This is a genomic window from Klebsiella sp. 1SOBk10mer, assembly GCF_046602535.1.
Classification (GTDB): Bacteria; Pseudomonadota; Gammaproteobacteria; order Enterobacterales; family Enterobacteriaceae; genus Klebsiella; species Klebsiella quasipneumoniae.
In genome coordinates, this window is the sequence record NZ_JBKIUP010000001.1 from 255,426 (window position 1) to 281,059 (window position 25,634).

Genomic DNA, 25,634 nt, shown 5'->3' on the forward strand with positions numbered 1-25,634 from the left:
TTAATTAAACCAGATGCCGAGGGGCAGGGTGACATCGAGCAGGGTGTCGAAGGCGTACCATAACGACACGCCCATCGCGACGCCGGCAATGCCCGCCGCCGGCAGCGTCGCGCCGAACAGCAGACCAATGATCGCCGTCAGCAGCGCGGTGGCCAACGGAAAACCGAGCCATTCAAATCCCCAGGCGTACACCACCAGCACCACGACCATGGTCAGCAGACGCTGCAGCACATGCCGTCCCGGCCACTCGACGGCGTCCGGGCGACGCAGCAGCATTAACGCCGAGCACAGCAGCATCAGGCCGATGATCCCGAGCGGGAAGGGGCGCGGGCCGACGGGTTCATAGGAGTATTCGCTATGGATCTGCCAGGCGATAAACAGACCGCCAGTACATAACAACAGCCATACTCCGGCAAAAATACGATCGCTCATGAGCGCCTCCGCGGTTTATTTTGCCAGGCCAAAGGCTTTCGCCTGTTCGCGGTAGTCGCTGACCTGCTGCTTAACGTAGGTATCGAGCGCCTTGCCGTTCATATTGAATTCAAACAGGCCGCGCAGTTCACGTTGCTTTTTGAACGCTTCGGTTTGCTGCAGTTTAGTGAATTCATCGACCCACCACTGGTACTCGGCGTCGCTGACTTTCGGGCCCATAAAGAAACCGCGAATAATCGGCCAGACCAGGTCGTAGCCCTGCTCTTTTGCAGTGGGGACATCGGCGAGCGCGCCCGGCAGTCGTTCACTGGAGAAGACCGCCAGCACGCGGATTTTATTACCCTGCAGATAGGGCACCATCTCGCTGAGATCGCCGGAGACTGCCTGCACATGGTTACCGAGCAGCGCGGTCACCGGCTCGCCGCCGCCTTCAAAGGCGACATAGCGCATTTTATGCGGGTCGACGTTGGCTTTTTGCGCCAGCAGCGCCGCTTTCATCCAGTCCTGACTGCCGATAGAGGCCCCGGCGCCAATCACGATACTGGAGGGGTTTTTCTCCAACGCGGTCATAAACGATTTCAGATCTTTCCATGGCGAATCGGCGCGCACGGCGATCATGCCGTAGTCGGTGCCGACGCTCGCCAGCCAGCGCACGTCATCGACGCTGTAACGGCCGAATTTACCCTGCGACAGGTTTAGCAGCGAGCCGCCGGAGAAGGCGACGACGGTCCCCGGCTCTGCCGGGCGCTGGGCGACAATGGCGTTGTAGGCCACCGCGCCCACGCCGCCGGGCATATAAGTGACGCGCATCGGTTTTTCGATGGCGCCGGTTTCCATCAGGCTCACCTGAATCAGCTTACAGGTCAGGTCAAAGCCGCCGCCCGGTTTAGCAGGCGCGATACATTCGGTGCGGGACGGGGCCTCCGCGGCGAAGGCGGATGTGGTACAGAGGCACAGCGCGATGGCGCTCAGATGACGGAGAAATGGCGTTTTCATAGGCTTCCTCAGCAGGTACAGGGCAGGTTTTTTTGATTATGTGAACCGACATATGGCGATTCGGTTGCATGATTGTTAAAACAGTTACCTTTCATTTCCCTTTCAATGCGGCAGCAACGTTACAGGATGTGATATGCGTCTCTTATTAGCCGAGGATAACCGTGAGCTAGCTCACTGGCTGGAAAAAGCGCTGGTGCAGGGCGGTTTTGCCGTGGATTGCGTCGCTGACGGGCGTGCGGCCGACCATCTGCTGCAAAGCGAGCAATATGCGCTGGCGGTGCTGGATATCGGTATGCCGGGGTACGATGGCCTTGAAGTGGTCCAGCGGCTGCGCAAGCGCGGGCAGACTCTGCCGGTGCTGTTGCTGACCGCCCGCAGCGCGGTAGCGGACCGGGTGAAAGGTTTAAATGCCGGCGCGGATGACTATTTACCCAAGCCCTTTGAGCTGGAAGAGCTTGACGCCCGCCTGCGGGCGCTGCTCCGGCGCAGCGAAGGGCAGGTGCATGAGGTGCAGCAGCTTGGTGAGCTGGCGTATTGTGACGAAGGCTATTTTTTACTCCGTGGCCAGATGCTGTCTTTGACGCCGCGCGAGCTGGCGTTATTGAAGGTGCTGATGTTTCGCCGCACCCGCCCGGTTTCGCGCCAGCAGTTATTCGAACAGGTGTTCAGTCTTAGCGACGACGTCAGTCCGGAAAGCATCGAACTCTATATTCACCGTCTGCGCAAGAAACTTCAGGCGAGCAATGTGCGTATAACCACCCTGCGCGGGTTAGGCTATCTGCTTGAGTGCGAGCGCCATGAGATGGGGTAAGCCGCAATCGCTCTATGCCCAACTGTTGCTGTTTCTCGGCCTGCCGCTGGTTCTGCTGTGGGGACTCTCCGCGTTTAATAGCTACGTCAGCGCGCTGCAGGCGGCGACGCAAGCCTACGATCGTACCCTGCTGTCGTCGGCGCGGACGGTGGCCGAGCGGTTGGTGGTTCGCGGAGGACAACTGGAGGTGAATGTGCCCTGGGTGGTGCTGGACAGCTTCGAGCTCAACATGAACGATCGCCTCTATTACAAGGTGCTTGACCCGCAGGGGAAGGTCATTTCCGGCTATGACGATCTGCCCGCGATGCCGCCCTCCACCTCGCGAACTCAGCTCTATCCGGCGCTGGCATGGTTTTATCATACCGAATATCGCGGTCAGGCAATTCGCGTGGCGCGCCTGCTGCAGCCCATCAACGAAGGGGGCATCGTGGGCATGGCGGAGATCTATATTGCCGAAACGCTGCAGTCCCGCCGCTGGCTGGCTGGACAATTACTCTTCTCATCCTGGGTGTCGCAGGGCTTACTGGTCCTGTTGACGCTGGTGCTGGCAGCCTGGCTGCTGCGCCGCGTGCTGCGGCCCATGCGCCAGCTCTCCGCGCTGATGGTGCGCCGTGAACCCGGCCTGCTGACGCCGCTGCCGGAGCTGCTGCCCTGGTCTGAAACGCGGCTGCTGATTGTCGCGTTCAACCGCTATATCGACCGCCTGCGGGTGATGATCTCCCGTCAGGAACGCTTCAGCGCCGATGCGTCCCATCAGCTGAAAACCCCGCTGGCGGTGCTGAAAACGCAGGCTTCGGTTGCGCTGGCCAGCGACGATCCGCAACTGTGGCGCGAAAGCCTGCAGGCGATGCGCGCCACGCTGGACGATACGGTCTTGTTAACGGAGCGGTTGCTGCAGCTGGCGACGGTAAAACAGCGGGATCAGGCGTTTGCGGTGATTAACTTGCCGGAAATTGTGTGCAACAGCTGCTTTTCGCGTATTGCGCAAGCGCGGAGCAAACATATCGATCTTGGCTATGAGGGCGAGCAGTCGGCGGTACAGGTGGCAGGCGATAGCGTTCTGCTGGGGGAACTGTGCGCTAACCTGCTCGACAATGCCATTCGCTATACCCCGGAATATGGTACGGTCACGCTTAGCCTGCATCGCGACGGCGACGCCGTGCTGCTCAGCGTGGAAGACAGCGGCCCGGGAATTGACGACCAGCAGGTACACCAGGCGCTGATGCCGTTTCGCCGCCTCGATAACGCGGGCGCGATACCCGGCGCCGGTCTGGGGCTGGCGCTGGTAAACGATATCGCGCGTCTGCATCGTAGCCACCTGCAGCTTTCGCGCAGCGAAAGCCTGGGCGGACTGAAGGCGACGCTGCGCCTGCCGACCGTGGCGTTAGAGTAGCCCCTTCATGCTCAGGGTCAGGCGGGTGGCGGCGTTGAGATCGTAGTTTTTAAGCTCATCCGCTTTCACCCAGGCGTAATCGTCAAACTCCTCGTTGATCGTCACGTCACGATTGGCGCTGACGCAGTCGAAGATCAGATAGATCATATAGATCGCTTCCTGGCACCCGTCGGGGTAAGTTTTAACGCGGGTATCATCGCGGAAGCTCCACGGCGCAATATGGGTAAGGATGAGTTTTTCGCCGAGCTCTTCGCGGATTTCCCGGCGCAGCGCCTCTTCAAGACGTTCCCCAGGCTCTACGCCGCCGCCGCATAAGGCCCATTGTCCGGGAAAAACGCCGCGGTCGGCAGCCATCTTGCACAACAGGTAATGGCCATCATTTTGGATTAGCGGGCAAACAATCGTCCTTTGACGCATGGTTTTTCTCCTTCAGGGGATAGGGCGGTAGGCTGATGAAACAGTTTGCGAGCCGCCTCGGTAAATCGCAACAGAAATAAAGCCCTGGCCTTGTCGAGTGCTACGTTAAGCGAAAATAACCGTATGGAGCACCGCCATGGAAAGGGCGACGAATTCCCCCTCGCCGCGCCGATCGTGCGGTGTGCCCCTTTTAACGTCAATGTATTTTGCGTAAATCATATTAAACATCAATATGAATGACGCTGAATTCCCGACGCCCCGCACCGGCAACGTCCGATGCCGTAAAAAGACGCAACTGGTTACACTCTTGTGAAAAATCATTTCGCCAGGTCATTGATTCCTGACGAGTGCGCAGTAGAATTTTCGGGTTTTTTCGGGACTTCTTTGATTTTAATTTTCTGGATAGAGTAAATAATGAAAAAAAGCATTTTTATGGCGCTGGCTGGCGTCATGCTGGTTTCTTCGGCGGCCCATGCGATCAGCGTTACCGGCGAAGCAGGCGAGCATTACACCAACCTTGGGGTCGGCTTCGGCACCGAGTCCACCGGTCTGGCTGTTTCGGGTAACTGGTTGCACAGCGATAACGACGGCGACGCCGCGGGTTTAGGCCTGGGCCTGAATATTCCGCTGGGGCCGTTCCTCGCGACCGTGGGTGGTAAAGGGGTATACACCAACCCGAAACAGGGTGATGAAGGCTATGCGGCAGCGGTCGGCGGCGGCCTGCAGTGGAAAATCGGCGACAGCTTCCGTCTGTATGGCGACTACTACTACTCTCCGGATTCCCTCTCCAGCGGCATTGACAGCTATCAGGAAGCCAACGTCGGCGCCAGCTGGACCATTATGCGTCCGCTCAGCATCCAGGCGGGCTATCGCTATCTGAACCTGGCGGGTAAAGATGGCAACCGTGATAACACCATCGCCGACGGCCCGTACATCGGCGCCAGCGCCAGCTTCTAATCTCCTCCGGCGCGGTATCTTCTTGCCGCGCCAGATTTTCCTCCTCGTCAGCCTCCCGCTTTGCGTTATAGTATTTGCCACCTGGCAGGCAAGGAGTGAGCAATGTTGAATGTGGAAATGCTGTCCACTGGCGATGAAGTGTTGCATGGTCAAATCGTTGACACCAATGCAGCATGGCTGGCGGATTTCTTTTTTAATCAGGGTTTACCATTAACGCGCCGTCATACCGTCGGCGACGATCTCGATGCGCTGGTGGCGATTCTGCGCGAACGCAGCGAACAGGCGGATGTGCTGATCGTCAATGGCGGCCTCGGCCCCACCAGCGACGACCTGAGCGCGCTGGCCGCGGCCACCGCGAAAGGCGAAGGACTTATTTTGCATCCGGAGTGGCTGGAAACAATGACCCGCTTCTTTGCTGAACGCGGGCGGCCGATGGCGGAAAGCAACCGTAAGCAGGCGGAAATCCCCGCCAGCGCCGAGATGATCAATAACCCGGTGGGCACGGCCTGCGGCTTTGCCATCCAGCTCAATCGCTGCCTGATGTTTTTCACCCCCGGCGTACCCTCTGAATTTAAAGTGATGGTCGAGCAGGAGATTTTACCGCGTCTGCGCCAGCGCTTTACGCTGCCGGAGCCGCCGGTATGCCTGCGTCTGACCACCTTTGGCCGCTCGGAGAGCGAGCTGGCGCAAAGCCTCAATCCGCTGACGTTACCGCCTGGCGTCGTGATGGGCTACCGCTCGTCGATGCCGATCATTGAGCTGAAGCTGACCGGACCGGCTGAGCAGCGTGACGCCATGCTGGCTCTGTGGCCGGAAGTGCGTAAAGTGGCTGGCGACAGCCTGATTTTCGAAGGCACTGAAGGGTTACCGGCGCAGATTGCACGCTGCCTGCAGGAGCGGCAGCTGAGCCTGACGCTCAGCGAGCAGTTTACCGGCGGTCTGCTGGCGCTCCAGCTGTCCCGCGCCGGCGCGCCGCTGCTGGCCAGCGAAGTGGTCCCGGCGCAGGAGGAGACGCTGGCGCAGGCGGCCCGCTGGGCGGCCGAGCGGCGCATTAACCATTTTGCCGGCCTGGCCCTGGCGGTGAGCGGCCAGGAGAACGATCATCTTAACGTGGCCCTGGCCACCCCGGACGGCACCTTCGCGCTGCGGGTGAAGTTCAGCGTCACCCGCCACAGCCTGGCGGTACGCCAGGAAGTCTGCGCCATGATGGCATTAAACCTGCTGCGTCGCTGGCTGAATGGCCAACCGCTGGCCAGCGAACATGGCTGGATTAACGTGGTGGATTCCCTCTCGCTGTAAGTCGTTTCCCGGCGCACGGGCTTCTCCCGGGCGCCGGTTGTCCAGCCTGTTGTACTCTCCTGAAAAAATTCTGTGCGTTAAGTCGCAATTTTCCGCTGCGAACGGTCCAGCATACGGGAAAGCGATTGCCCCGCGATGTCGCTCACACTTTACCGCCCGGACAACCGCAACACTGATTCCAGTATTCAGGATTGGAGTCCAGTATGTTGGAATCAACGAAAGTCCCGGCGCTGACCCGCGCGATTGAGATCCTCAATTTAATTAGCCGGATTGGTCCCTGCAGCGCAGCCACCATCATTGCCGAACTGGGGATCCCGAAAAGCACGGTTTATCTGCTGCTGGGCGAGCTGAAAAAGCAGCGCTTCATCAGTATGGATAATCAGGATAACTACTGCCTGTGGACCAAGCTGGTGGAGCTGGCCGGGCAGGCGCTAAGCAAAATGGACCTGCGCGAGCTGGCGCGTCCACGCCTGACCCGGCTGATGGATGAGTGCGGCCTGCTTTGCCATCTGGGCATTATCGATCACGGTAACGCCTACTACATTCTGAAAATTGAATCACCCGCCACCATTAGCGTGCGTTCGCACGAAGGTAAGAGCCTGTCGCTTTATCGCTCCGGGATCGGCAAATGTTTGCTGGCCTGGCAGCCCGCCAGCGTTCAGGCGTCGATTATCGAAGACCTGCAGTGGGAGCGGGCTACGCCAACGACCATCAGCAATGCTCAACAGCTGCGGGAGGAGCTGGGGCGGATCCGCGCCCGGGGCTGGAGCTTTGATAATGGCGAGGACTACCCGGATGTGCGCTGCGTGGCCGCGCCGGTGTTTAACGCCAATAACGACCTGACCGCCGCCATCTCGGTGGTGGGCACCCGTCTGCAAATCAATGAAGACAATCGCGATTATCTGGCAGGTAAGGCGATTGCCTGCGCGAAAGATATTTCACGACTGCTGGGGTGGAAAAGCCCCTTCGAACAACTCGCCTCATCATAAGGAGAACACCATGACCCTACCGAAAATTAAACATGTCCGTGCCTGGTTTACCGGCGGCGCCACGGCAGAGCAGGGCGCCGGCGGCGGCGATTACCACGATCAGGGGGCTAACCACTGGATTGACGATCATATCGCTACCCCGATGAGCAAATATAAACAGTATGAGCAGTCCCGCCAGTCGTTTGGCATCAACGTGCTGGGCACGCTGATTGTGGAAGTGGAGGCTGACAACGGGCAGACCGGCTTTGCCGTGTCGACGGCCGGAGAGATGGGCTGCTTTATCGTCGAAAAACATCTCAACCGCTTTATCGAAGGCAAATGCGTCAGCGATATCAAACTGATCCATGACCAGATGCTCAACGCCACCCTCTACTACGCAGGATCCGGCGGTCTGGTGATGAACACTATCTCCTGTGTCGACCTCGCGCTGTGGGATCTGTTCGGGAAAGTGGTTGGCCTGCCGGTCTACAAACTGCTGGACGGAGCGGTGCGTGACGAAATCCAGTTCTATGCTACCGGCGCTCGTCCGGATCTGGCGCAGGAGATGGGCTTTATCGGCGGCAAAATGCCCACCCATTGGGGGCCGCACGATGGCGACGCCGGGATCCGCAAAGACGTCGCCATGGTGGCGGACATGCGCGAAAAATGCGGCCCGGATTTCTGGTTAATGCTGGACTGCTGGATGAGCCAGGACGTTAACTATGCCACCAAACTTGCCCATGCCTGCGCCCCTTACAACCTCAAGTGGATCGAGGAGTGCCTGCCGCCGCAGCAGTATGAAGGCTATCGCGAGCTGAAGCGCCAGGCGCCCGCCGGGATGATGGTGACCAGCGGCGAGCACCACGGCACCCTGCAGTCCTTCCGCACCCTGTCGGAGACCGGGATTGATATTATGCAGCCCGACGTCGGCTGGTGCGGCGGCTTAACCACGCTGGTGGAGATAGCGGCTATTGCTAAAGCGCGCGGGCAGCTGGTGGTGCCGCACGGCTCGTCGGTGTACTCACATCATGCGGTGATCACCTTCACCAACACGCCGTTCAGCGAGTTTCTGATGACCAGTCCGGACTGCGCCACGCTGCGTCCGCAGTTCGACCCGATCCTGCTCGGCGAGCCGGTGCCTGAGAGGGGGCGCATTCATAAATCGGTACTGGATAAACCCGGTTTTGGCGTCGAACTCAATCGCGACTGCAACCTGAAACGTCCTTATCAACACTGATCCCCCGGGCCGCCCGGCGGCCCACGCCTGAGGATATTATGATGAGCAACACACTGCTGGAGAGCGTGGTGAAGAAAAACCGCGCCCGCTTAATCCCCTTTATGCTGGCGCTGTACGTGCTGGCGTTTCTTGACCGTTCGAATATCGGTTTCGCCAAAGAGACCTACCAGCTGGATACGGGCCTCAGCAACGAAGCCTATGCGCTGGGGGCGGGGATTTTCTTTGTGGTCTATGCCTTTCTCGGGGTACCTGCCAACCTGCTGATGCGCAAATTCGGCGCCAGAAAATGGATCGGCTGCACCACGCTGCTGTGGGGCGTGCTGTCGGCGGCGATGGCGTGGGCGGATACGGAAGCGAAATTCCTGCTGGTACGCACCCTGCTGGGCGCGGCGGAGGCGGGCTTCTTCCCCGGCATGATCTACCTCACTTCACAGTGGTTTCCCCAGCAAAACCGCGCCAGCATTATGGGGCTTTTTTATATGGGGGCGCCGCTGGCGCTGACGCTCGGTTCGCCTTTATCCGGCGCACTGCTGGAGATGCATGGGTTTATGGGCCATCCCGGCTGGTTCTGGATGTTTGTGATTGAAGGCCTGCTTGCTGTCGCCGCGGGAGCGTTCACCTTCTTCTGGCTGGACGATTCGCCGCAGCATGCCCGCTTCCTGAGCGCTGCGGAGAAACAGGCGCTGATCGGCGAGCTGGCGCGAGAGGAGGAGAAAAAGGTCACCTCGCGCCTGTCCGATGCGCTGCGTAACGGGCGGGTCTGGCAGCTGGCGCTGATTTACATGACCATTCAGGTGGCGGTCTATGGCCTGATTTTCTTCCTGCCTACTCAGGTCGCCGCGCTGTTGGGCACCAAAGTCGGCTTCATTGCGTCGGTGGTGACGGCTATCCCATGGGTGGCGGCACTGTTCGGCACCTGGCTTATCCCTCGCTACTCCGATCGCACCGGCGAGCGGCGCAATATTGCCGCGCTGACGCTGCTGGCGGCAGCGGTCGGGATTGCGGTTTCCGGGCTGGTGGCGCCGGTGCTGGCTATCATCGCGCTGTGCGTGGCGGCGGTTGGGGTGATTGCCGTGCAGCCGGTCTTCTGGACGATGCCGACGCAGCTGCTCTCCGGCACGGCGCTGGCCGCCGGGATTGGCTTCGTTAACCTGTTTGGCGCCATCGGCGGCTTTCTGGCGCCAATCGTTCGCGTGCAGGCCGAAACGCTGTTCGCCAGCAGCGCCGCCGGACTGTTAACCCTGGCCGGCGTGGCCATCGTCGGGGTGATCATCATCTTCTCATTAAGCCTCACCCGCGCGGTTCCTCAGCGCGGCAGCGTACAGCATTGATTAAAGGAATCGCTATGAACGCACTATTATCTAACCCCTTCAAACGTGGATTATTACGCGGTGAGACGCAAATTGGCCTGTGGCTGAGCTCGACCTCCTCCTATATGGCGGAGATTGCCGCCACCTCAGGATATGACTGGCTGCTGATCGACGGCGAGCATGCCCCGAACACCATTCAGGACCTTTATCATCAGCTCCAGGCCATCGCTCCCTATGCCAGTCAGCCGGTGATCCGACCGGTGGAGGGCAGCCGCAGCCTGATAAAACAGGTGCTGGATATTGGCGCCAGAACGTTGCTGGTGCCGATGGTCGATACCGCCGAGCAGGCGCGGGAAGTCGTCTCGGCAACCCGTTATCCTCCCGTCGGTAGCCGCGGCGTGGGCGCCGGCGTGGCCCGGGCGGCACGCTGGGGCAGAGTGGAGAATTATATGGCGGAGGCGAATGACGAGCTCTGTCTGCTGATTCAGGTAGAGAGCCGAACCGCGCTGGAAAATCTGGACGCTATCCTCGAGGTGGAGGGCATTGACGGGGTGTTTATCGGTCCGGCGGATCTCTCCGCTTCGCTGGGGCACCCGGACGATGCCGGCCATCCTGACGTGCAGCGGGTGATTGAGCAGAGCATCCGGCGCATTCGCGCGGCGGGAAAAGCGGCCGGATTTCTGGCGGTCGACCCGGCGATGGCGGAAAAATGTCTCGCCTGGGGGGCCAATTTCGTCGCCGTCGGGGTCGATACCATGCTCTACACCGAGGCGCTGGACCGCCGGCTGGCGATGTTTAAATCCGCCAGCGCTCAGCCGCAGGGGAAAGCGAGCTATTGACGGCGCAGGCTGGCGCCGGACTCAGGCGAGCGCCTGCGCCAGCACCGCTAGCGGATGTTCGCAGCGTTTGCTGGTGGACATTTCTATCTGCCATTTGCAGGTCTCGCAGTCGGTGACGACGATGTCGGCTCCGCTCTCCTCAATCTGACGGAACAGCGGGGCGCCGATAGCCTGGGATACCGCGTAATTCTCAGTCTTAAACCCGTAGGTGCCGGCGATGCCGCAGCACTGGGAATCCAGCACCTCCAGCTGCAGGCCGGGGATCAGCCGCAGCAGTTCGAGGGTATACAGCGACCAGCCCATTTTCTCCATATGGCACGGGGTGTGATAGACCACCTTCAGCGGCAGCCGGCGCAGCGGCAGCGTTTTGCCACTATCCAGTTGTTTCCAGATCCAGCGAGTGGCCAGTTCCACTCGGTCGCGGAGGTCGCTGTTGTCAACATCCAGGAGGTGAGGGTATTCATCGCGCAGGGTAAAGGTGCAGGTCGAAGAGGTGGCAATGATCGGCAGCGCGTTTTCCCGCATCGCGGCGACGTTGCTCAGCGCCTGCTTACGTGCTTTGTCAAAAAAGCCGTTGGCGATCAGCGGCACGCCGCAGCATTTTTCCCTTGATAACAACTGCACGCCGGTGCCCAGCGCATTGACGACGCGAATCAGGTCCTTGCCCAGCTGCGGGTGGTTATAGTTGACGTAGCAACCATGAAAGAAGGCCACCTGCTCAGGGTACTGCGTCTGGTGGGCCGCGAGCTGGCGGTAAGCGCGGCGGAAGGTACCGAAGCCATATTTCGGCAGCGTGCGGCGATGATCGATATGGAGCGCTGCGTCGAGCAGGCGGCGTACCGGTTTTAAGCCGGTGGTGGCATTAACCAGTGGGGCAAAGGGGGTGGAAAGGGTGCCCATCAGGTCGGTATGGCTGAGGATGGCGTCGCGCAGGGTCGGCTTTTGCTGGCCGTACTGTGCCCGGGCGCGTTGAATGATATCGCCAATTTTCACATCCGACGGGCAGGCCACCTCACAGCGCTTGCAGTTGATGCAGTACTTGAGCGCCTCATCGTAAAGCGCGCCATCCTTCAGGCGGAGGCGTTCGCCATCCGGCCCCGCCTGTTTCGGCCCGGGATAACGCGGATTGACCCGGCTAACCGGACAGGTGGTGGTACAGACCGTGCACTTAATGCAGCTTTCAAAACGGGTATCGTTCATGGCCGGCCTCCGGCAAGAGCGTGGATCTGTCTGGCGGCGTGCAGCGCGGTGACGGCACAGACCCCGCCGCCGCAGCCGAGCTGAATGGCATCGAACCCGCCGAGCAGTGAACCGATGGCGAACAGATTGCTGAACGGCTGCCCGCCCAGCAGGGGACGCAGCAGGGCATCGGTTTTCACCCCGAAGCGCTGCCACGGCTGGGAGGCAAAGAAGTCCCGCTGGTACCAGTCGTCGCGCGGCAGGGTCTGTTGCAGATCGAGACCAAGAATGGGTTCGCGCACGCTCTCCCGCGTGGCGACAAGACCGTTACTGAAAAAGCTGCCGCTGGCCAGCACGGTAAAACGCGGACGCAGCGCAATATCGCCGTGATTTCGCGTCCAGACGGCCTCGACGGCGCCCTGTCGATGGCTGATGTTCACCACTTCATCGCCGGCAAGCCAGGTGCCGCCGCCGCGAATAAACTGCCGCTGCAGCAGACTGTGCAGGCGCATCCCGGGAACCGAAGGCGGCAGCGTCGGCAGCAGACGCAGCGGGCAGGGCAGGCGCGCCTGCAGCCAGTGGTACAGGCGATCGTCGGCGAGACCAAAGCAGGCGGGCATGATCAGCAGCTCATGCTGCTGCGCCAGGGGCAGCAGCGCCGCGTGCAGGGCAGGCCAGTGGTTTTCATCGTCGAGGAGGCGGGCGATATTGGCGGCGCGAAATTCGGTGGGGTTGTCACGCAACACATCCAGCAGCGGTAACTCGATTTCCGCCGCCACGGCGGTAACGCCGGTTTGCCCGAGCGCGGCGGCGGCGAGATGCGGCTGAAAATCGGCAAAGCCGCTGATCCCCACCAGGCAGACCCCTTGTCGGGGGAGTGGCGCGACAGGAACCTCCTGCGGCGATAGCCACGCCGCGCGCAGCGTCCCCAGCGGCGTTACTCGCCGGTGCGGGTGGTGCGCGTCGCCCTGCATCACCGCCCCGCAGGTGGTCAGCAGGGCTTCAGTCTGTTTAGCGTATTCGAGCACCGCCCCGGCACCGAGCCGGGAATAAGGGTGCTCAGGAAGCAGTTCAGCGAGCTGCTGCAGACCTTGCGCGAGGTCAGTGACGTTATCGCCGTTCGGCAGCGCCGAGAGCAGATCTAACGACGCGGAGGAAAAATGCAGCGCGCTTTGCCCGCGGCTGATGATAACGCTGCGCAGGCCGGACTGATTCAGCGTCAGGCCGCACAGCAGACCGGCCAGTCCGCCGCCGATAATCGCGCAGTCAAATTTCATCCTGATGCTCCTGTGGCAGTCCGCACAGGCCGAGGTAGACCCAGCGGGTGAATTCGCTTTCGCGCAGCGCGTCGCCCCAGGCGATGGGCTGCACGCCCTTCCAGCGTTCATTGAGAAACGCCGACAGCTGGGCCAACGACTGCGCGGGGGTGGTGACGTTAAAGCGCTGCAGCAGCCCGGCGGCGCGGCAGGCGCAGAGTTCCCCCTGGCAGGTCCCCATGCCAATCCGGGTACGGCGGCGCAGGTCGAGCAGGGTGTTGACCGCCAGATTTTCCACCGCGTATTTCACTTCACCAGCGGTGACGGCTTCGCATTCGCAGACCAGGCTACGGTGCTGGCGGCTGTCGCCAAGCCAGGCCGGAGTGCGATCGCCATGGCGGTAGACGGCAGAGCCGCGCAGCGGGCCAGGCAGGGAGATAATTTTTCGCAGGGTGCTTTCCGTCGGCTCCTGTGAGCCGGGCAGCGGGCTCTCGGCCGTGGTACAGGGGATAGTGTTTCCCAGCTTACGACAGACGGCGTCGGTGGCCCACTCGGCCATCAGGCGATAGGTCATCAGCTTGCCGCCGGTGATGGTAATGAAGCCTTCCATGCCGTCACGCTGAGCATGGTCGAGCAGGACGATGCCGCGGCTGACGCTGCGTCCGCTGGGATCGTTGTCGCTGGCCACCAGCGGGCGGACGCCGGAGTAGGCGCGGAGGATCCGGGTGCGGCCCATGACCGGCGCCAGCTTTTCGCCTTCGCGCAGCAGGGTATCAACTTCCGCGGTCGTGACCCGGTTGTCGTCAATTTCGTCATAAGGAATATGCATCGAGGTGGTGCCGATCAGCGAGATGGTATCCCCGGGCACCAGAATATCGGCATCGGCCGGCTTACGGCAGCGGTTGATCACCAGGTTGTTAATCCGGTGGTCGAGGATCAACAGCGATCCCTTCGCCGGGAACATGGTGATGCGCAGGTCGGCATATTCCGCAATGCGCTGCCCCCAGATCCCGGCGGCATTAACCACTACCCCGGCGTGCAGCGTGCGGGTCTGGTGAAGCTGACGGTCGTACACCTGGACGCCGCAGACGCGATCGCCCTGGCGCAGCAGGCCAGTGACTTCGCAGCCGGTGAGGATCTGCGCGCCGTGTTCGCGGGCGTCGAGCATATTGGCCGCGGTGAGGCGAAACGGGTCAATGGTGCCGTCCGGAACCTGCACCGCCCCCAGCAGCGCCGGGTTGACGGCGGGCTCGCGGCGCAGCGCCTCCTGCGCAGAGAGCGGCGTGGCCTCTATGCCAGCCTGCTGGCAGGCGGCGATAAAGGTCTGCTGATATGCCAGATCGTCTTCAGGCAGGGTTATGAACAGACCGCCGGCAGGTTCGATACAGTGACGGGCGATGCGGCGCAGGATGCGGTTCTCACTGATGCATTCGCGGGCGGATTCGTTGTCAGTCACCGCATAGCGGGCGCCGCTGTGCAACAGCCCATGATTACGGCCGGTGGCCCCGGTGGCGATATCATGACGCTCAATGAGCAGTGTGCGTAATCCGCGCCGGGCGCAATCGCGGGCGATACCGGCGCCGGTTGCTCCGCCGCCGATGATTATGACCTCGCTATCCAGACGTCCCGTCATCTTCAGCTCCTTTGCTTTCGTTTAACACCATTTAGCCACAGTCTATAAGGTTATTGTTTGATTTCGAGCATATTCGCGCGTTATTTGAGCGTGTTATGTGATTTCGTGCTCACATTGGAACCTTTTGTCATATTTCTGTAACAAATTGTGCGATGTTTCACAGTATCAGCTCTACGTATCGCCTACCATCGCGGCCAGATTCGAAGTTAGTGATTAATCTGGGATTGTTGTCGTGACGTCAGTAAAAAACAGCAAGGGCCACGGAGGCTGATATGTTAAGTATTTTTAAACCCGCCGCGCATAAAGCGCGTTTGCCAGCCGCGGAGATCGACCCGCTCTATCGTCGGTTACGCTGGCAGATTTTTATCGGCATCTTCTTTGGTTATGCCGCTTACTATCTGGTTCGTAAGAACTTTGCCCTGGCGATGCCCTATCTTATCGAGCAGGGTTTCTCCCGCGGCGACCTCGGTTTCGCCCTTTCCGGCATCTCCATTGCCTACGGATTTTCGAAATTCATCATGGGATCGGTCTCTGACCGTTCGAATCCACGCATTTTCCTGCCGGCGGGGCTGATCCTCGCCGCGCTGGTGATGCTGGTGATGGGCTTCGTACCGTGGGCCACCTCGAGCATCATGATCATGTTCGTGCTGCTGTTCCTCTGCGGCTGGTTCCAGGGGATGGGCTGGCCGCCGTGCGGCCGTACCATGGTCCACTGGTGGTCGCAGAAAGAGCGTGGCGGAATTGTTTCAGTGTGGAACTGCGCGCATAACGTCGGCGGCGGGATCCCGCCGCTGTTGTTCCTGTTGGGTATGGCCTGGTTTAACGACTGGCACGCGGCGCTCTATATGCCGGCGTTCGCCGCTATCCTGCTGGCGATTTTCGCCTTTGCGATGATGCGCGATACTCCGCAATCCTGCGGCCTGCCGCCAATCGAAGAATATAAAAATGACTACCCGGACGATTACAGCGAAGAGCATGAACAAGAGCTGACGGCGAAGCAGATCTTTATGCAGTACATTCTGCCGAACAAGCTGCTGTGGTACATCGCGGTCGCCAACGTCTTCGTTTATCTGCTGCGCTACGGCATTCTCGACTGGTCGCCGACCTACCTGAAAGAGGTGAAGCACTTCGCGCTGGATAAATCCTCCTGGGCCTACTTCCTGTACGAGTACGCGGGGATCCCGGGCACCCTGCTGTGCGGCTGGATGTCGGATAAGGTGTTTAAAGGCAACCGCGGCGCCACCGGCGTGTTCTTTATGACCCTGGTGACCATCGCTACCATCGTGTACTGGCTGAACCCGGCGGGTAACCCGGGCGTGGATATGGCCTGTATGATTATTATCGGCTTCCTGATCTACGGCCCGGTGATGCTGATTGGTCTGCATGCGCTGGAGCTGGCGCCGAAGAAAGCTGCCGGTACCGCGGCAGGCTTCACCGGTCTGTTCGGTTATCTCGGCGGCTCCGTGGCCGCGAGCGCCATCGTCGGCTACACCGTCGATTTCTTCGGCTGGGACGGCGGCTTTATGGTAATGATCGGCGGCAGTGTGCTGGCGGTCGTCCTGCTGGTTATCGTGATGCTCGGTGAACGCCGTCATCATCAACAGCTGAAACAAGCCTAAGGAGCGGCGATGAACATGAAACTCACCGCGTTAATGAGCAGCATGATGTTGGTCGGTTCGGCACTGTGCTCCAGTGTCGTCGCGGCAGAAAAAATGGTTATCGCCCACCGGGGCGCCAGCGGTTATCTGCCTGAGCATACCCTGCCGGCGAAAGCGATGGCCTACGCGCAGGGGGCGGATTACCTTGAGCAAGACCTGGTGATGACTAAAGACGACCGGCTGGTGGTGTTGCACGACCATTATCTCGACCGGGTGACCGACGTCGCTCAGCGCTTCCCGCAGCGGGCGCGTCAAGATGGCCGTTTCTATGCCATCGACTTTACCCTGGCCGAGATTAAGTCGCTGAAGTTTACCGAAGGCTTTGAGCCGAAAGATGGCAAGAACGTGCAAACCTACCCCGGGCGTTTCCCGATGGGCAAATCCGATTTCCGCATTCATACCTTTGAAGAGGAGATTGAGTTTGTCCAGGGGCTGAACCATTCCACCGGCAAAAACATCGGTATTTACCCAGAAATCAAAGCGCCGTGGTTCCACCATCAGGAAGGCAAAGATATTGCAGCCAGCACCCTGAAAGTGCTGAAAGAGTATGGCTACACCAGCAAGCAGGATAAGGTCTATCTGCAGTGCTTTGACGCCAACGAGCTGAAGCGCATTAAAAATGAGCTGGAGCCGAAGATGAGCATGGATCTTAATCTGGTGCAGCTCATCGCCTATACCGACTGGAATGAAACCCAGCAGAAACAGGCCGATGGCCAATGGGTGAACTACAGCTATGACTGGATGTTCAAGCCGGGGGCTATGGCGCAGATTGCACAGTACGCCGACGGCATTGGTCCGGATTACCATATGCTGGTGGCGGAAGGCTCAAAGCCGGGGGCGGTGAAGTTGACGGCGATGGTGAAAGAGGCGCACGCCAGCCATCTGCAGGTGCATCCGTACACCGTGCGCGCGGATCAGTTGCCGGAGTACGCGACTAACGTTAATCAGCTCTATGACCTGCTGTATAACCAGGCGGGCGTCGACGGCTTGTTTACCGATTTCCCGGATAAAGCGGTGCAGTTCCTGGACGCTAAACGCTAAAAAGCCGGGTGGCGGTTGCGCCTTACCCGGCGTACGAACTGCGGTTTTGTTGACACGGTTCTCGGCGTGCAACGATTTCGACCCGGGAATAACGTTTGTTCTATGATATTTCCTGGAAGATTGTGCTCCCGATATTTCTTCTGCGTTATGCCTTTCATAGCGCAGGGAGCGCACAGGGGGAGGCCAGTCGCCGCCTCCCCCTGTACCCCCGGGCTCCGGCCAGCAAAATCGCCGCTGCGCGGTCCCTTCGACTTATCCCTGCAGGCTTCGGATCGGGCCGAGGCAGCGTCCATGCAAAACACGGCCCTCAGCCCGCATCCATGCGGGCTGCCACGGCCTTCCGGGAACGTCTCAGCGATTTTGAGGCCGTCAACACCGGCAGTTTCAGCAGCCCAGGGCGGCAGTGCGTAAACGGCCGGTCCTGGAACAGTAGGTCAGGTAAGCGTAGCGCCACCTGACAAGACTACATCTCGATCTCAATATCGCCTTTCGCCCGGCAGCAGCAGGGCAAAATCTCGCCCGGCTGGATAAAGGCCAGCGGCTCGGTCAGCCAGTCAACCTGGCCGGAGACCAGACGGGTGCGGCAGGAGCCGCAATAGCCTGCGCGGCATTGATACTCGACGTCGATATTATGCGATTCAAGAGCAGCCAACAGGGAAGGGTGTTCATCCTGACACTCAAGGCGAGTGTCAGAGATTTTCAAGAAGATCCGCTTCATTACAGCTGGAAGTTGCTCAGATCGTCGGCATCGACTTCAGAGTCGATCTGGCCGACCAGGTAAGAGCTGACCTCTACTTCCTGCGGCGCCACCTGAACGTTGTCGGAGACCAGCCAGGTGTTGATCCACGGGATCGGGTTGGAGCGGGTCTGGAACGGCAGATCAAGGCCCACCGCCTGCATGCGGATATTGGTGATGTACTCGACGTACTGGCAGAGAATATCTTTGTTCAGGCCAATCATCGAGCCGTCGCGGAACAGGTAGTCCGCCCACTCTTTCTCCTGCTGGGCCGCCAGCACGAACAGATCATAGCACTCCTGTTTGCACTCTTCGGCGATTTCCGCCATTTCCGGATCGTCGCTGCCGGAGCGCAGCAGGTTCAGCATATGTTGAGTGCCGGTCAGGTGCAGCGCTTCATCGCGGGCGATCAGGCGGATAATTTTGGCGTTGCCTTCCATCAGTTTGCGCTCGGCAAAGGCGAAGGAGCAGGCGAAGCTGACGTAGAAGCGGATCGCTTCCAGGGCGTTGACGCTCATCAGGCATAGATAGAGTTTCTTTTTCAGCTCGCGCAGATTGACGGTCACGGTCTTGCCGTTGACGGTATGGGTGCCTTCGCCCAGCAGATGCCAGTAGCTGGTCATCTCGATAAGCGAATCATAATAGTGAGAGATCCCTTCCGCACGTTTCTGGATCTGCTCGTTGGTGACGATATCGTCGAACACGGTCGCCGGATCGTTGACGATGTTGCGGATGATATGGGTGTACGAGCGCGAGTGAATGGTCTCAGAGAAGGCCCAGGTTTCTACCCAGGTCTCCAGCTCCGGGATGGAGATCAGCGGCAGCAGAGCGACGTTCGGGCTGCGGCCCTGGATGGAGTCGAGCAGCGTCTGGTACTTCAGGTTGCTGATGAAAATGTGTTTTTCATGTTCCGGCAGCGCCTGGTAGTCGATGCGATCGCGGGAAACGTCAACCTCTTCCGGGCGCCAGAAGAAGGAGAGCTGCTTTTCAATCAGCTTTTCAAAGATGTCGTATTTTTGCTGATCGTAGCGGGCCACGTTAACCGGCTGGCCAAAAAACATTGGCTCAAGCAGCTGATCGTTTTTCGTCTGTGAAAAAGTGGTGTATGCCATTGAAGTGAGTCCTGTTGAACTGTATTGCCCGGCGGGAATGGGTTGGCCGGGCCTACAAAATCGTAGGCCGGGTAAGCGTAGCGCCACCCGGCAAAAATACCTTAGATCTTACAAGCGCCGCTTTCGCAGCCGTCGTCCTGAATGGACGGGGCCAGGTCATCCTGAGCGTCTTCAGCGCCATCACGGGTGTTGTGATAGTACAGCGTTTTGACGCCGAATTTATAGGCGTTGAGCAGGTCTTTCAGCAACTGCTGCATCGGCACTTTTCCGGAAGGGAAGCGCGTCGGATCGTAGTTGGTATTCGCAGAGATCGACTGGTCGATAAACTTCTGCATGATACCCACCAGCTGCAGGTAGCCGTCGTTGTTCGGCATTTCCCACAGCAGCTCGTAGGCGTTCTGCAGGTTTTCGTAGTCCGGCACCACCTGGCGCAGGATCCCATCCTTCGAGGCTTTGATACTCACGTGACCGCGCGGCGGCTCGATGCCATTGGTGGCGTTGGAGATCTGCGACGAGGTCTCGGACGGCATCAGCGCGGAGAGCGTAGAGTTGCGCAGGCCGTGGGTTTTAATGGACTCGCGAAGCGCTTCCCAGTCGTAGTGCAGGGATTCGCTGACGATGCCGTCCAGGTCTTTTTTGTAGGTATCGATCGGCAGGATACCCTGCGCATAGGTGGTTTCGTTGAACCACGGGCAGGCGCCCTGTTCGATAGCCAGCTCGTTGGAGGCCTTCAGCAGATAGTACTGAATCGCTTCGAACGTTTTGTGGGTCAGGTTGTTGGCGCTGCCGTCGGAGTAGCGTTTGCCATGCTTGGCCAGATAGTAAGCGAAGTTGATCACGCCGATGCCCAGCGTACGGCGGCCCATTGCGCCGCGTTTGGCGGCCGGGATGGGGTAATCCTGATAGTCGAGCAGCGCGTCCAGGGCACGCACCGCCAGCACCGCCAGCTCTTCCAGCTCGTCGAGGCTGTCGATAGCCCCGAGGTTGAAGGCCGACAGGGTGCACAGCGCGATTTCGCCGTTTTCGTCGTTGACGTCTTCCAGCGGTTTAGTCGGCAGAGCGATCTCCAGGCACAGGTTAGACTGGCGCACCGGGGCGACCACCGGATCGAACGGGCTGTGGGTGTTGCAGTGGTCGACGTTCTGGATGTAGATGCGGCCGGTGGAGGCGCGCTCCTGCATCATCAGCGAGAACAGCTCAACCGCTTTAATGCGCTGCTTGCGAATGCTGTCGTCCTGCTCGTACTGGGTGTACAGGCGCTCAAACTCGTCCTGATCGGCGAAGAAGGCGTCATACAGGCCCGGGACGTCGGAAGGGCTGAACAGGGTAATGTCGCCGCCCTTCAGCAGACGGGTGTACATCAGCTTATTGATCTGCACCCCGTAGTCCATGTGACGAACGCGGTTGGCGTCGGTACCGCGGTTGTTTTTCAGCACCAACAGGCTTTCCACTTCCAGATGCCACATTGGGTAGAAGAGGGTCGCCGCGCCGCCGCGAACGCCGCCCTGCGAGCAGGACTTCACCGCAGTCTGGAAATGTTTGTAGAACGGAATGCAGCCGGTGTGGAAGGCTTCGCCGCCGCGGATCGGGCTGCCCAGCGCGCGAATGCGGCCGGCGTTGATGCCGATGCCGGCGCGCTGGGAAACGTATTTCACAATCGCGCTGGAGGTGGCGTTGATGGAATCCAGGCTGTCGCCGCACTCGATCAGCACGCAGGAGCTGAACTGACGGGTCGGGGTACGCACACCGGACATGATCGGCGTCGGCAGCGAGATTTTAAAGGTCGACACCGCGTCGTAGAAACGCTTGATGTAGTCCAGACGCGTTTCGCGCGGGTAGTTAGAGAACAGGCAGGCAGCCACCAGAATATAAAGGAACTGCGCGCTCTCATAAATTTCGCCGGTGACGCGGTTCTGTACCAGATACTTGCCTTCCAGCTGCTTCACGGCAGCATAGGAGAAGTTCATGTCGCGCCAGTGGTCGAGGAAACCGTCCATCTGCTGGAACTCTTCTTCCGTGTAGTCTTCCAGCAGATGATGATCGTATTTACCCTTCTCGACCATCTTCACCACGTGATCGTAAAGCGCCGGCGGCTCAAACTGGCCGAAGGCTTTTTTACGCAAGTGGAAGATCGCCAGACGCGCGGCGAGGTACTGGTAATCCGGCGCCTCGCGGGAGATCAGGTCCGCAGCGGCTTTAATAATGGTTTCGTGGATGTCCGCGGTTTTAATGCCGTCATAGAACTGGATATGCGAGCGCAGCTCTACCTGGGAAATCGAAACGTTATTCAGTCCTTCTGCCGCCCAATCCAGTACGCGATGGATTTTGTCGAGATTGATGCGCTCGGTGGTCCCGTCGCGCTTTGTCACCAGCAGACTCTGATTCATGTGGATTTTACCTGTCCGTGAAAGAAAATATCCCCCGTTTATCCACAGAAGGCCGTTGTGACTAACTCTGTGGATAAATACTATATGTAGGGGGTTGTCGATAAAAGGAACGCTATATGGTGAGTATTTTAGTAAGGAATCTTTTGAGTACAAGGGTTGATTTTGACGTTAAATTGAGGTTGCGGAAGGGTAATAATCCGCAAGTCCACGTCGCATAAGGCCTGGAGAAGAAGTCAATAAAACAGAAAAAAAAATGAAAATTTGATCGAGTGCTGATTTCTTCATCGGAAGAAATAATCACGCGGCTTGATGCCGCGCAATCATCATAAGCGCAGCTGCTGACGTCACGCTTTTTTGGCGCTGCTATGCAACATATAGTTAACATCAACCCCCGGCGCCAACTTGAAGGTGTTGGTCAACGGATTGTAATGCAGACCGATGATATGCTGCTCTTTCAGAGTAGTCTGATCTACCCAGCCCAGCAGTTCGGCCGGCTTGATAAACTTTTTCACATCATGGGTGCCTTTGGGCACCATCTTCATGACATATTCCGCGCCGACCACCGCCATCAGCCACGCTTTACCGTTGCGGTTGATGGTGGAGAAGAAGACCTGACCGCCAGGCTTCACCAGCCGCGCGCAGGCGTGGACTACCGACTGTGGATCAGGGACGTGCTCCAGCATCTCCATGCAGGTGACGACATCGTATTGCTGCGCGTGCTTCGCGGCATGTTCCTCAACCGTTTCCTGAACATATTCCACCTGAATACCGCTCTCCAGGGCGTGCAGTTTCGCCACCTGCAGCGGCTCTGCACCCATGTCCAGTCCGGTGACCGTCGCGCCTTCGCGCGCCATACTCTCGGCGAGGATGCCGCCGCCGCAGCCGACATCGAGGACTTTTTTACCGAACAGGCCGCCTGAGCGTTCGGCGATATAGCCCAGCCGCAGGGGATTAATGCGGTGGAGCGGTTTGAACTCGCCCTCCAGATCCCACCAGCGCGAGGCGACGGCTTCGAATTTGGCGATTTCAGCATGATCGACGTTAGGGGCTACCGACGTTTTTTCGGCATTCATGGGCGCTTTTACTCCTTTTCTGTTCAGACCTGGGAGTATATCAGCAGCGCGCCATGAATAAACCGTATTGCTTTACCTCTCTTAGCGCGGCTGTGTTATAATTTGCGACCTTTGAATCCGGGATACAGTAGAGGGATAGCGGTTAGATGAGCGACCTTGCGAGAGAAATTACACCGGTCAACATTGAGGAAGAGCTTAAGAACTCTTATCTGGATTATGCGATGTCGGTCATTGTTGGCCGTGCGCTGCCGGATGTCCGAGATGGCCTGAAGCCGGTACACCGTCGCGTACTTTACGCCATGAACGTATTGGGCAATGACTGGAACAAAGCCTATAAAAAATCAGCCCGTGTCGTTGGTGACGTAATCGGTAAATACCACCCGCACGGCGACTCCGCGGTATACGACACCATCGTCCGTATGGCGCAGCCGTTCTCGCTGCGTTACATGCTGGTGGACGGCCAGGGTAACTTTGGTTCCATCGACGGCGACTCCGCCGCGGCGATGCGTTATACCGAAATTCGTCTGGCGAAAATCGCTCATGAGCTGATGGCCGATCTTGACAAAGAGACGGTCGATTTCGTTGACAACTATGACGGTACGGAGCGTATTCCGGACGTCATGCCGACCAAAATTCCTAACCTGCTGGTAAACGGCGCCTCCGGGATCGCCGTCGGGATGGCCACCAACATACCGCCGCATAACCTGACGGAAGTGATCAACGGCTGTCTGGCCTATGTCGACGACGAAGACATCAGCATTGAAGGGCTGATGGCGCATATTCCTGGCCCTGATTTCCCGACCGCCGCCATTATCAACGGCCGTCGCGGCATTGAAGAGGCCTACCGCACCGGTCGCGGTAAAGTCTACATCCGCGCGCGCGCGGAAGTGGAAGTGGACGCCAAATCCGGCCGCGAAACCATCATCGTGCATGAAATTCCTTATCAGGTGAACAAAGCGCGCCTGATTGAGAAAATCGCCGAGCTGGTAAAAGAAAAACGCGTGGAAGGCATCAGCGCGCTGCGTGATGAGTCTGATAAAGACGGGATGCGCATCGTGATTGAAGTGAAGCGCGATGCGGTAGGGGAAGTGGTGCTCAACAACCTCTATTCCCAGACCCAGCTGCAGGTCTCCTTCGGTATCAACATGGTTGCGCTGCACCATGGCCAGCCGAAGATCATGAACCTGAAAGACATCATCGCCGCCTTCGTGCGCCACCGCCGCGAAGTGGTGACCCGTCGTACGATTTTCGAACTGCGCAAAGCGCGCGACCGGGCGCATATCCTCGAAGCGCTGGCCGTGGCGCTGGCCAACATCGACCCGATTATCGAACTGATCCGTCGCGCGCCGACCCCGGCTGAAGCGAAAGCGGCGCTGGTTGCCCAGGCGTGGGATCTCGGTAATGTCGCGGCGATGCTGGAACGTGCCGGTGATGACGCCGCGCGTCCGGAATGGCTGGAGCCAGAGTTCGGCGTGCGCGAGGGTAAATACTACCTGACCGAGCAGCAGGCTCAGGCGATTCTGGATCTGCGTCTGCAGAAATTGACCGGCCTTGAGCATGAAAAACTGCTCGACGAATATAAAGAGCTGCTGGAACAGATCGCGGAACTGCTGCACATCCTCGGCAGCGCCGACCGTCTGATGGAAGTGATTCGCGAAGAGCTGGAGCTGATCCGCGACCAGTTCGGCGACGAACGTCGTACCGAAATCACCGCCAACAGCGCTGATATCAACATCGAAGATCTGATCAACCAGGAAGACGTGGTGGTCACCCTGTCGCATCAGGGCTATGTGAAGTATCAGCCGTTGACCGACTACGAAGCACAGCGTCGTGGCGGTAAAGGCAAATCGGCAGCGCGCATTAAAGAAGAAGACTTCATTGACCGCCTGCTGGTGGCCAACACCCATGACACTATCCTCTGCTTCTCAAGCCGCGGTCGTCTGTACTGGATGAAGGTCTATCAGCTGCCGGAAGCCAGCCGCGGCGCGCGCGGTCGTCCGATCGTCAACCTGCTGCCGCTGGAAGCCGATGAGCGTATCACCGCTATCCTGCCGGTCCGCGAGTACGAAGAGGGCGTTAACGTCTTTATGGCCACCGCCAGCGGTACCGTGAAGAAAACCGCGCTGACCGAGTTCAGCCGTCCGCGTTCCGCTGGCATCATCGCGGTGAACCTGAACGAAGGCGATGAGCTGATCGGCGTCGATCTGACCTCTGGTCAGGACGAAGTGATGCTGTTCTCCGCGGCCGGCAAGGTCGTGCGCTTCAAAGAAGATGCCGTTCGCGCCATGGGCCGTACCGCCACCGGCGTACGCGGCATTAAGCTGGCGGAAAACGACAGCGTCGTCTCGCTGATTATTCCGCGCGGCGAAGGCGCGATCCTGACGGTGACGCAAAACGGTTACGGTAAACGTACCGCCGCGGCTGAGTATCCGACCAAGTCGCGTGCTACCCAGGGCGTTATCTCGATCAAAGTCACCGAGCGTAACGGTTCCGTGGTCGGCGCCGTACAGGTGGATGATTGCGATCAGATCATGATGATCACCGACGCCGGGACGCTGGTGCGTACCCGCGTTTCCGAAGTGAGCATCGTGGGCCGTAACACCCAGGGCGTGATCCTCATCCGCACCGCGGAAGATGAAAACGTGGTGGGTCTGCAGCGCGTCGCTGAGCCGGTAGACGATGAAGAGCTGGACGCCATCGACGGTAGCGCGGCGGAAGGCGATGATGATATCGCCCCGGAAGCAGATACCGATGACGACATCGCCGAAGACGAAGAGTAATCGTCCCAGGTAAATGTTCTGAAAGGGGGCCGGGTATTCTCCCGGCCCTTTTTGCATTAACATTGCGGCAAAGCCGGTTTACCGCTACTTTAACCCCATTCTGTTGAGTCCCTGACGGCC

21 protein-coding genes are annotated in these 25,634 nt (G+C 59.2%); 11 read left to right on the forward strand and 10 right to left on the reverse strand.

The window, feature by feature from the left end; all coding sequences use genetic code 11:
* Positions 1 to 432 (reverse strand): tripartite tricarboxylate transporter TctB family protein, encoded by a 432-nt coding sequence (locus ACLH1I_RS01215; protein WP_004201725.1) that lies wholly within the window; start codon positions 430 to 432, stop codon positions 1 to 3.
* Positions 433 to 447: 15 nt separating this feature from the next.
* Complete coding sequence (locus ACLH1I_RS01220; protein ID WP_004201724.1) at positions 448 to 1,428, reverse strand: Bug family tripartite tricarboxylate transporter substrate binding protein; 981 nt, start codon at positions 1,426 to 1,428, stop codon at positions 448 to 450.
* 133 nt (positions 1,429 to 1,561) lie between these two features.
* On the opposite strand from ACLH1I_RS01220, the gene tctD reads away from it, so the two are divergent.
* Positions 1,562 to 2,239 (forward strand): transcriptional regulator TctD, encoded by a 678-nt coding sequence (tctD, locus tag ACLH1I_RS01225; RefSeq protein ID WP_004201723.1) that lies wholly within the window; start codon positions 1,562 to 1,564, stop codon positions 2,237 to 2,239.
* Entirely contained in the window at positions 2,226 to 3,632 is a 1,407-nt protein-coding gene (locus tag ACLH1I_RS01230) for a sensor histidine kinase (protein WP_043520256.1), read from the forward strand. The genes tctD and ACLH1I_RS01230 overlap by 14 nt, the downstream gene beginning before the upstream one ends.
* Here ACLH1I_RS01230 and nudI read toward each other — a convergent pair.
* On the reverse strand, positions 3,624 to 4,049 hold the full coding sequence (gene nudI / locus ACLH1I_RS01235; RefSeq protein WP_048325210.1) for a nucleoside triphosphatase NudI: 426 nt from the start codon (positions 4,047 to 4,049) through the stop codon (positions 3,624 to 3,626). The two genes, ACLH1I_RS01230 and nudI, sit on opposite strands and share 9 nt — an antisense overlap.
* Positions 4,050 to 4,463: 414 nt before the next feature.
* Between nudI and ACLH1I_RS01240 the strand changes: the two genes are divergently transcribed.
* From ACLH1I_RS01240 to yfaU, 6 genes are all read left to right on the forward strand, one after another.
* Positions 4,464 to 5,006: a YfaZ family outer membrane protein gene (locus ACLH1I_RS01240; RefSeq protein ID WP_004201712.1), complete on the forward strand. Its 543-nt coding sequence runs from the start codon at positions 4,464 to 4,466 to the stop codon at positions 5,004 to 5,006.
* A 102-nt stretch (positions 5,007 to 5,108) separates the two neighbouring features.
* Positions 5,109 to 6,305 (forward strand): nicotinamide mononucleotide deamidase-related protein YfaY, encoded by a 1,197-nt coding sequence (locus ACLH1I_RS01245; RefSeq protein ID WP_057216343.1) that lies wholly within the window; start codon positions 5,109 to 5,111, stop codon positions 6,303 to 6,305.
* 203 nt (positions 6,306 to 6,508) lie between these two features.
* Entirely contained in the window at positions 6,509 to 7,294 is a 786-nt protein-coding gene (locus ACLH1I_RS01250; RefSeq protein WP_087832070.1) for an IclR family transcriptional regulator, read from the forward strand.
* A 10-nt stretch (positions 7,295 to 7,304) separates the two neighbouring features.
* Entirely contained in the window at positions 7,305 to 8,510 is a 1,206-nt protein-coding gene (gene rhmD, locus ACLH1I_RS01255) for an L-rhamnonate dehydratase (protein ID WP_198079933.1), read from the forward strand.
* Positions 8,511 to 8,551: 41 nt separating this feature from the next.
* Positions 8,552 to 9,841, forward strand: coding sequence for an MFS transporter (locus ACLH1I_RS01260; RefSeq protein WP_004201705.1), 1,290 nt, complete (start codon positions 8,552 to 8,554; stop codon positions 9,839 to 9,841).
* Between the two features lie 14 nt (positions 9,842 to 9,855).
* Complete coding sequence (gene yfaU, locus ACLH1I_RS01265) at positions 9,856 to 10,659, forward strand: 2-keto-3-deoxy-L-rhamnonate aldolase (protein WP_004201703.1); 804 nt, start codon at positions 9,856 to 9,858, stop codon at positions 10,657 to 10,659.
* Between the two features lie 21 nt (positions 10,660 to 10,680).
* Here the strand turns inward: yfaU and glpC are convergent, their stop codons facing one another.
* Genes glpC through glpA form a run of 3 tightly spaced genes read right to left on the reverse strand, consistent with a single transcriptional unit; the run spans position 10,681 to position 14,727 of the window.
* Positions 10,681 to 11,859, reverse strand: a complete 1,179-nt coding sequence (gene glpC, locus ACLH1I_RS01270; RefSeq protein WP_048295234.1) for an anaerobic glycerol-3-phosphate dehydrogenase subunit GlpC — start codon at positions 11,857 to 11,859, stop codon at positions 10,681 to 10,683.
* On the reverse strand, positions 11,856 to 13,115 hold the full coding sequence (glpB, locus tag ACLH1I_RS01275; RefSeq protein ID WP_048295233.1) for a glycerol-3-phosphate dehydrogenase subunit GlpB: 1,260 nt from the start codon (positions 13,113 to 13,115) through the stop codon (positions 11,856 to 11,858). The genes glpC and glpB overlap by 4 nt, the downstream gene beginning before the upstream one ends.
* On the reverse strand, positions 13,105 to 14,727 hold the full coding sequence (glpA, locus tag ACLH1I_RS01280; protein WP_053810123.1) for an anaerobic glycerol-3-phosphate dehydrogenase subunit A: 1,623 nt from the start codon (positions 14,725 to 14,727) through the stop codon (positions 13,105 to 13,107). The genes glpB and glpA overlap by 11 nt, the downstream gene beginning before the upstream one ends.
* A 272-nt stretch (positions 14,728 to 14,999) precedes the next feature.
* Between glpA and glpT the strand changes: the two genes are divergently transcribed.
* A complete protein-coding gene (glpT, locus tag ACLH1I_RS01285; protein ID WP_004201695.1) occupies positions 15,000 to 16,346 on the forward strand; it encodes a glycerol-3-phosphate transporter in 1,347 nt (448 codons plus the stop codon).
* Between the two features lie 9 nt (positions 16,347 to 16,355).
* Entirely contained in the window at positions 16,356 to 17,426 is a 1,071-nt protein-coding gene (glpQ, locus tag ACLH1I_RS01290; protein WP_198079937.1) for a glycerophosphodiester phosphodiesterase, read from the forward strand.
* A gap of 463 nt (positions 17,427 to 17,889) precedes the next feature.
* Here glpQ and yfaE read toward each other — a convergent pair whose 3' ends face one another.
* From yfaE to ubiG, 4 genes are all read right to left on the reverse strand, one after another.
* Positions 17,890 to 18,144, reverse strand: a complete 255-nt coding sequence (gene yfaE / locus ACLH1I_RS01295; RefSeq protein ID WP_004201692.1) for a class I ribonucleotide reductase maintenance protein YfaE — start codon at positions 18,142 to 18,144, stop codon at positions 17,890 to 17,892.
* Positions 18,144 to 19,274 carry a class Ia ribonucleoside-diphosphate reductase subunit beta gene (nrdB, locus tag ACLH1I_RS01300; protein ID WP_004140835.1) on the reverse strand — a complete coding sequence of 377 codons (1,131 nt, stop codon included), beginning with the start codon at positions 19,272 to 19,274 and terminating at the stop codon, positions 18,144 to 18,146. Before nrdB ends, yfaE begins: the two co-directional genes overlap by 1 nt.
* 101 nt (positions 19,275 to 19,375) lie before the next feature.
* Entirely contained in the window at positions 19,376 to 21,661 is a 2,286-nt protein-coding gene (gene nrdA, locus ACLH1I_RS01305) for a class 1a ribonucleoside-diphosphate reductase subunit alpha (protein WP_004201691.1), read from the reverse strand.
* A gap of 344 nt (positions 21,662 to 22,005) precedes the next feature.
* Positions 22,006 to 22,734, reverse strand: coding sequence for a bifunctional 2-polyprenyl-6-hydroxyphenol methylase/3-demethylubiquinol 3-O-methyltransferase UbiG (ubiG, locus tag ACLH1I_RS01310; protein WP_198079939.1), 729 nt, complete (start codon positions 22,732 to 22,734; stop codon positions 22,006 to 22,008).
* Between the two features lie 146 nt (positions 22,735 to 22,880).
* On the opposite strand from ubiG, the gene gyrA reads away from it, so the two are divergent.
* A complete protein-coding gene (gyrA, locus tag ACLH1I_RS01315) occupies positions 22,881 to 25,514 on the forward strand; it encodes a DNA topoisomerase (ATP-hydrolyzing) subunit A (protein ID WP_198079941.1) in 2,634 nt (877 codons plus the stop codon).
* Positions 25,515 to 25,634: the final 120 nt, after the last annotated feature.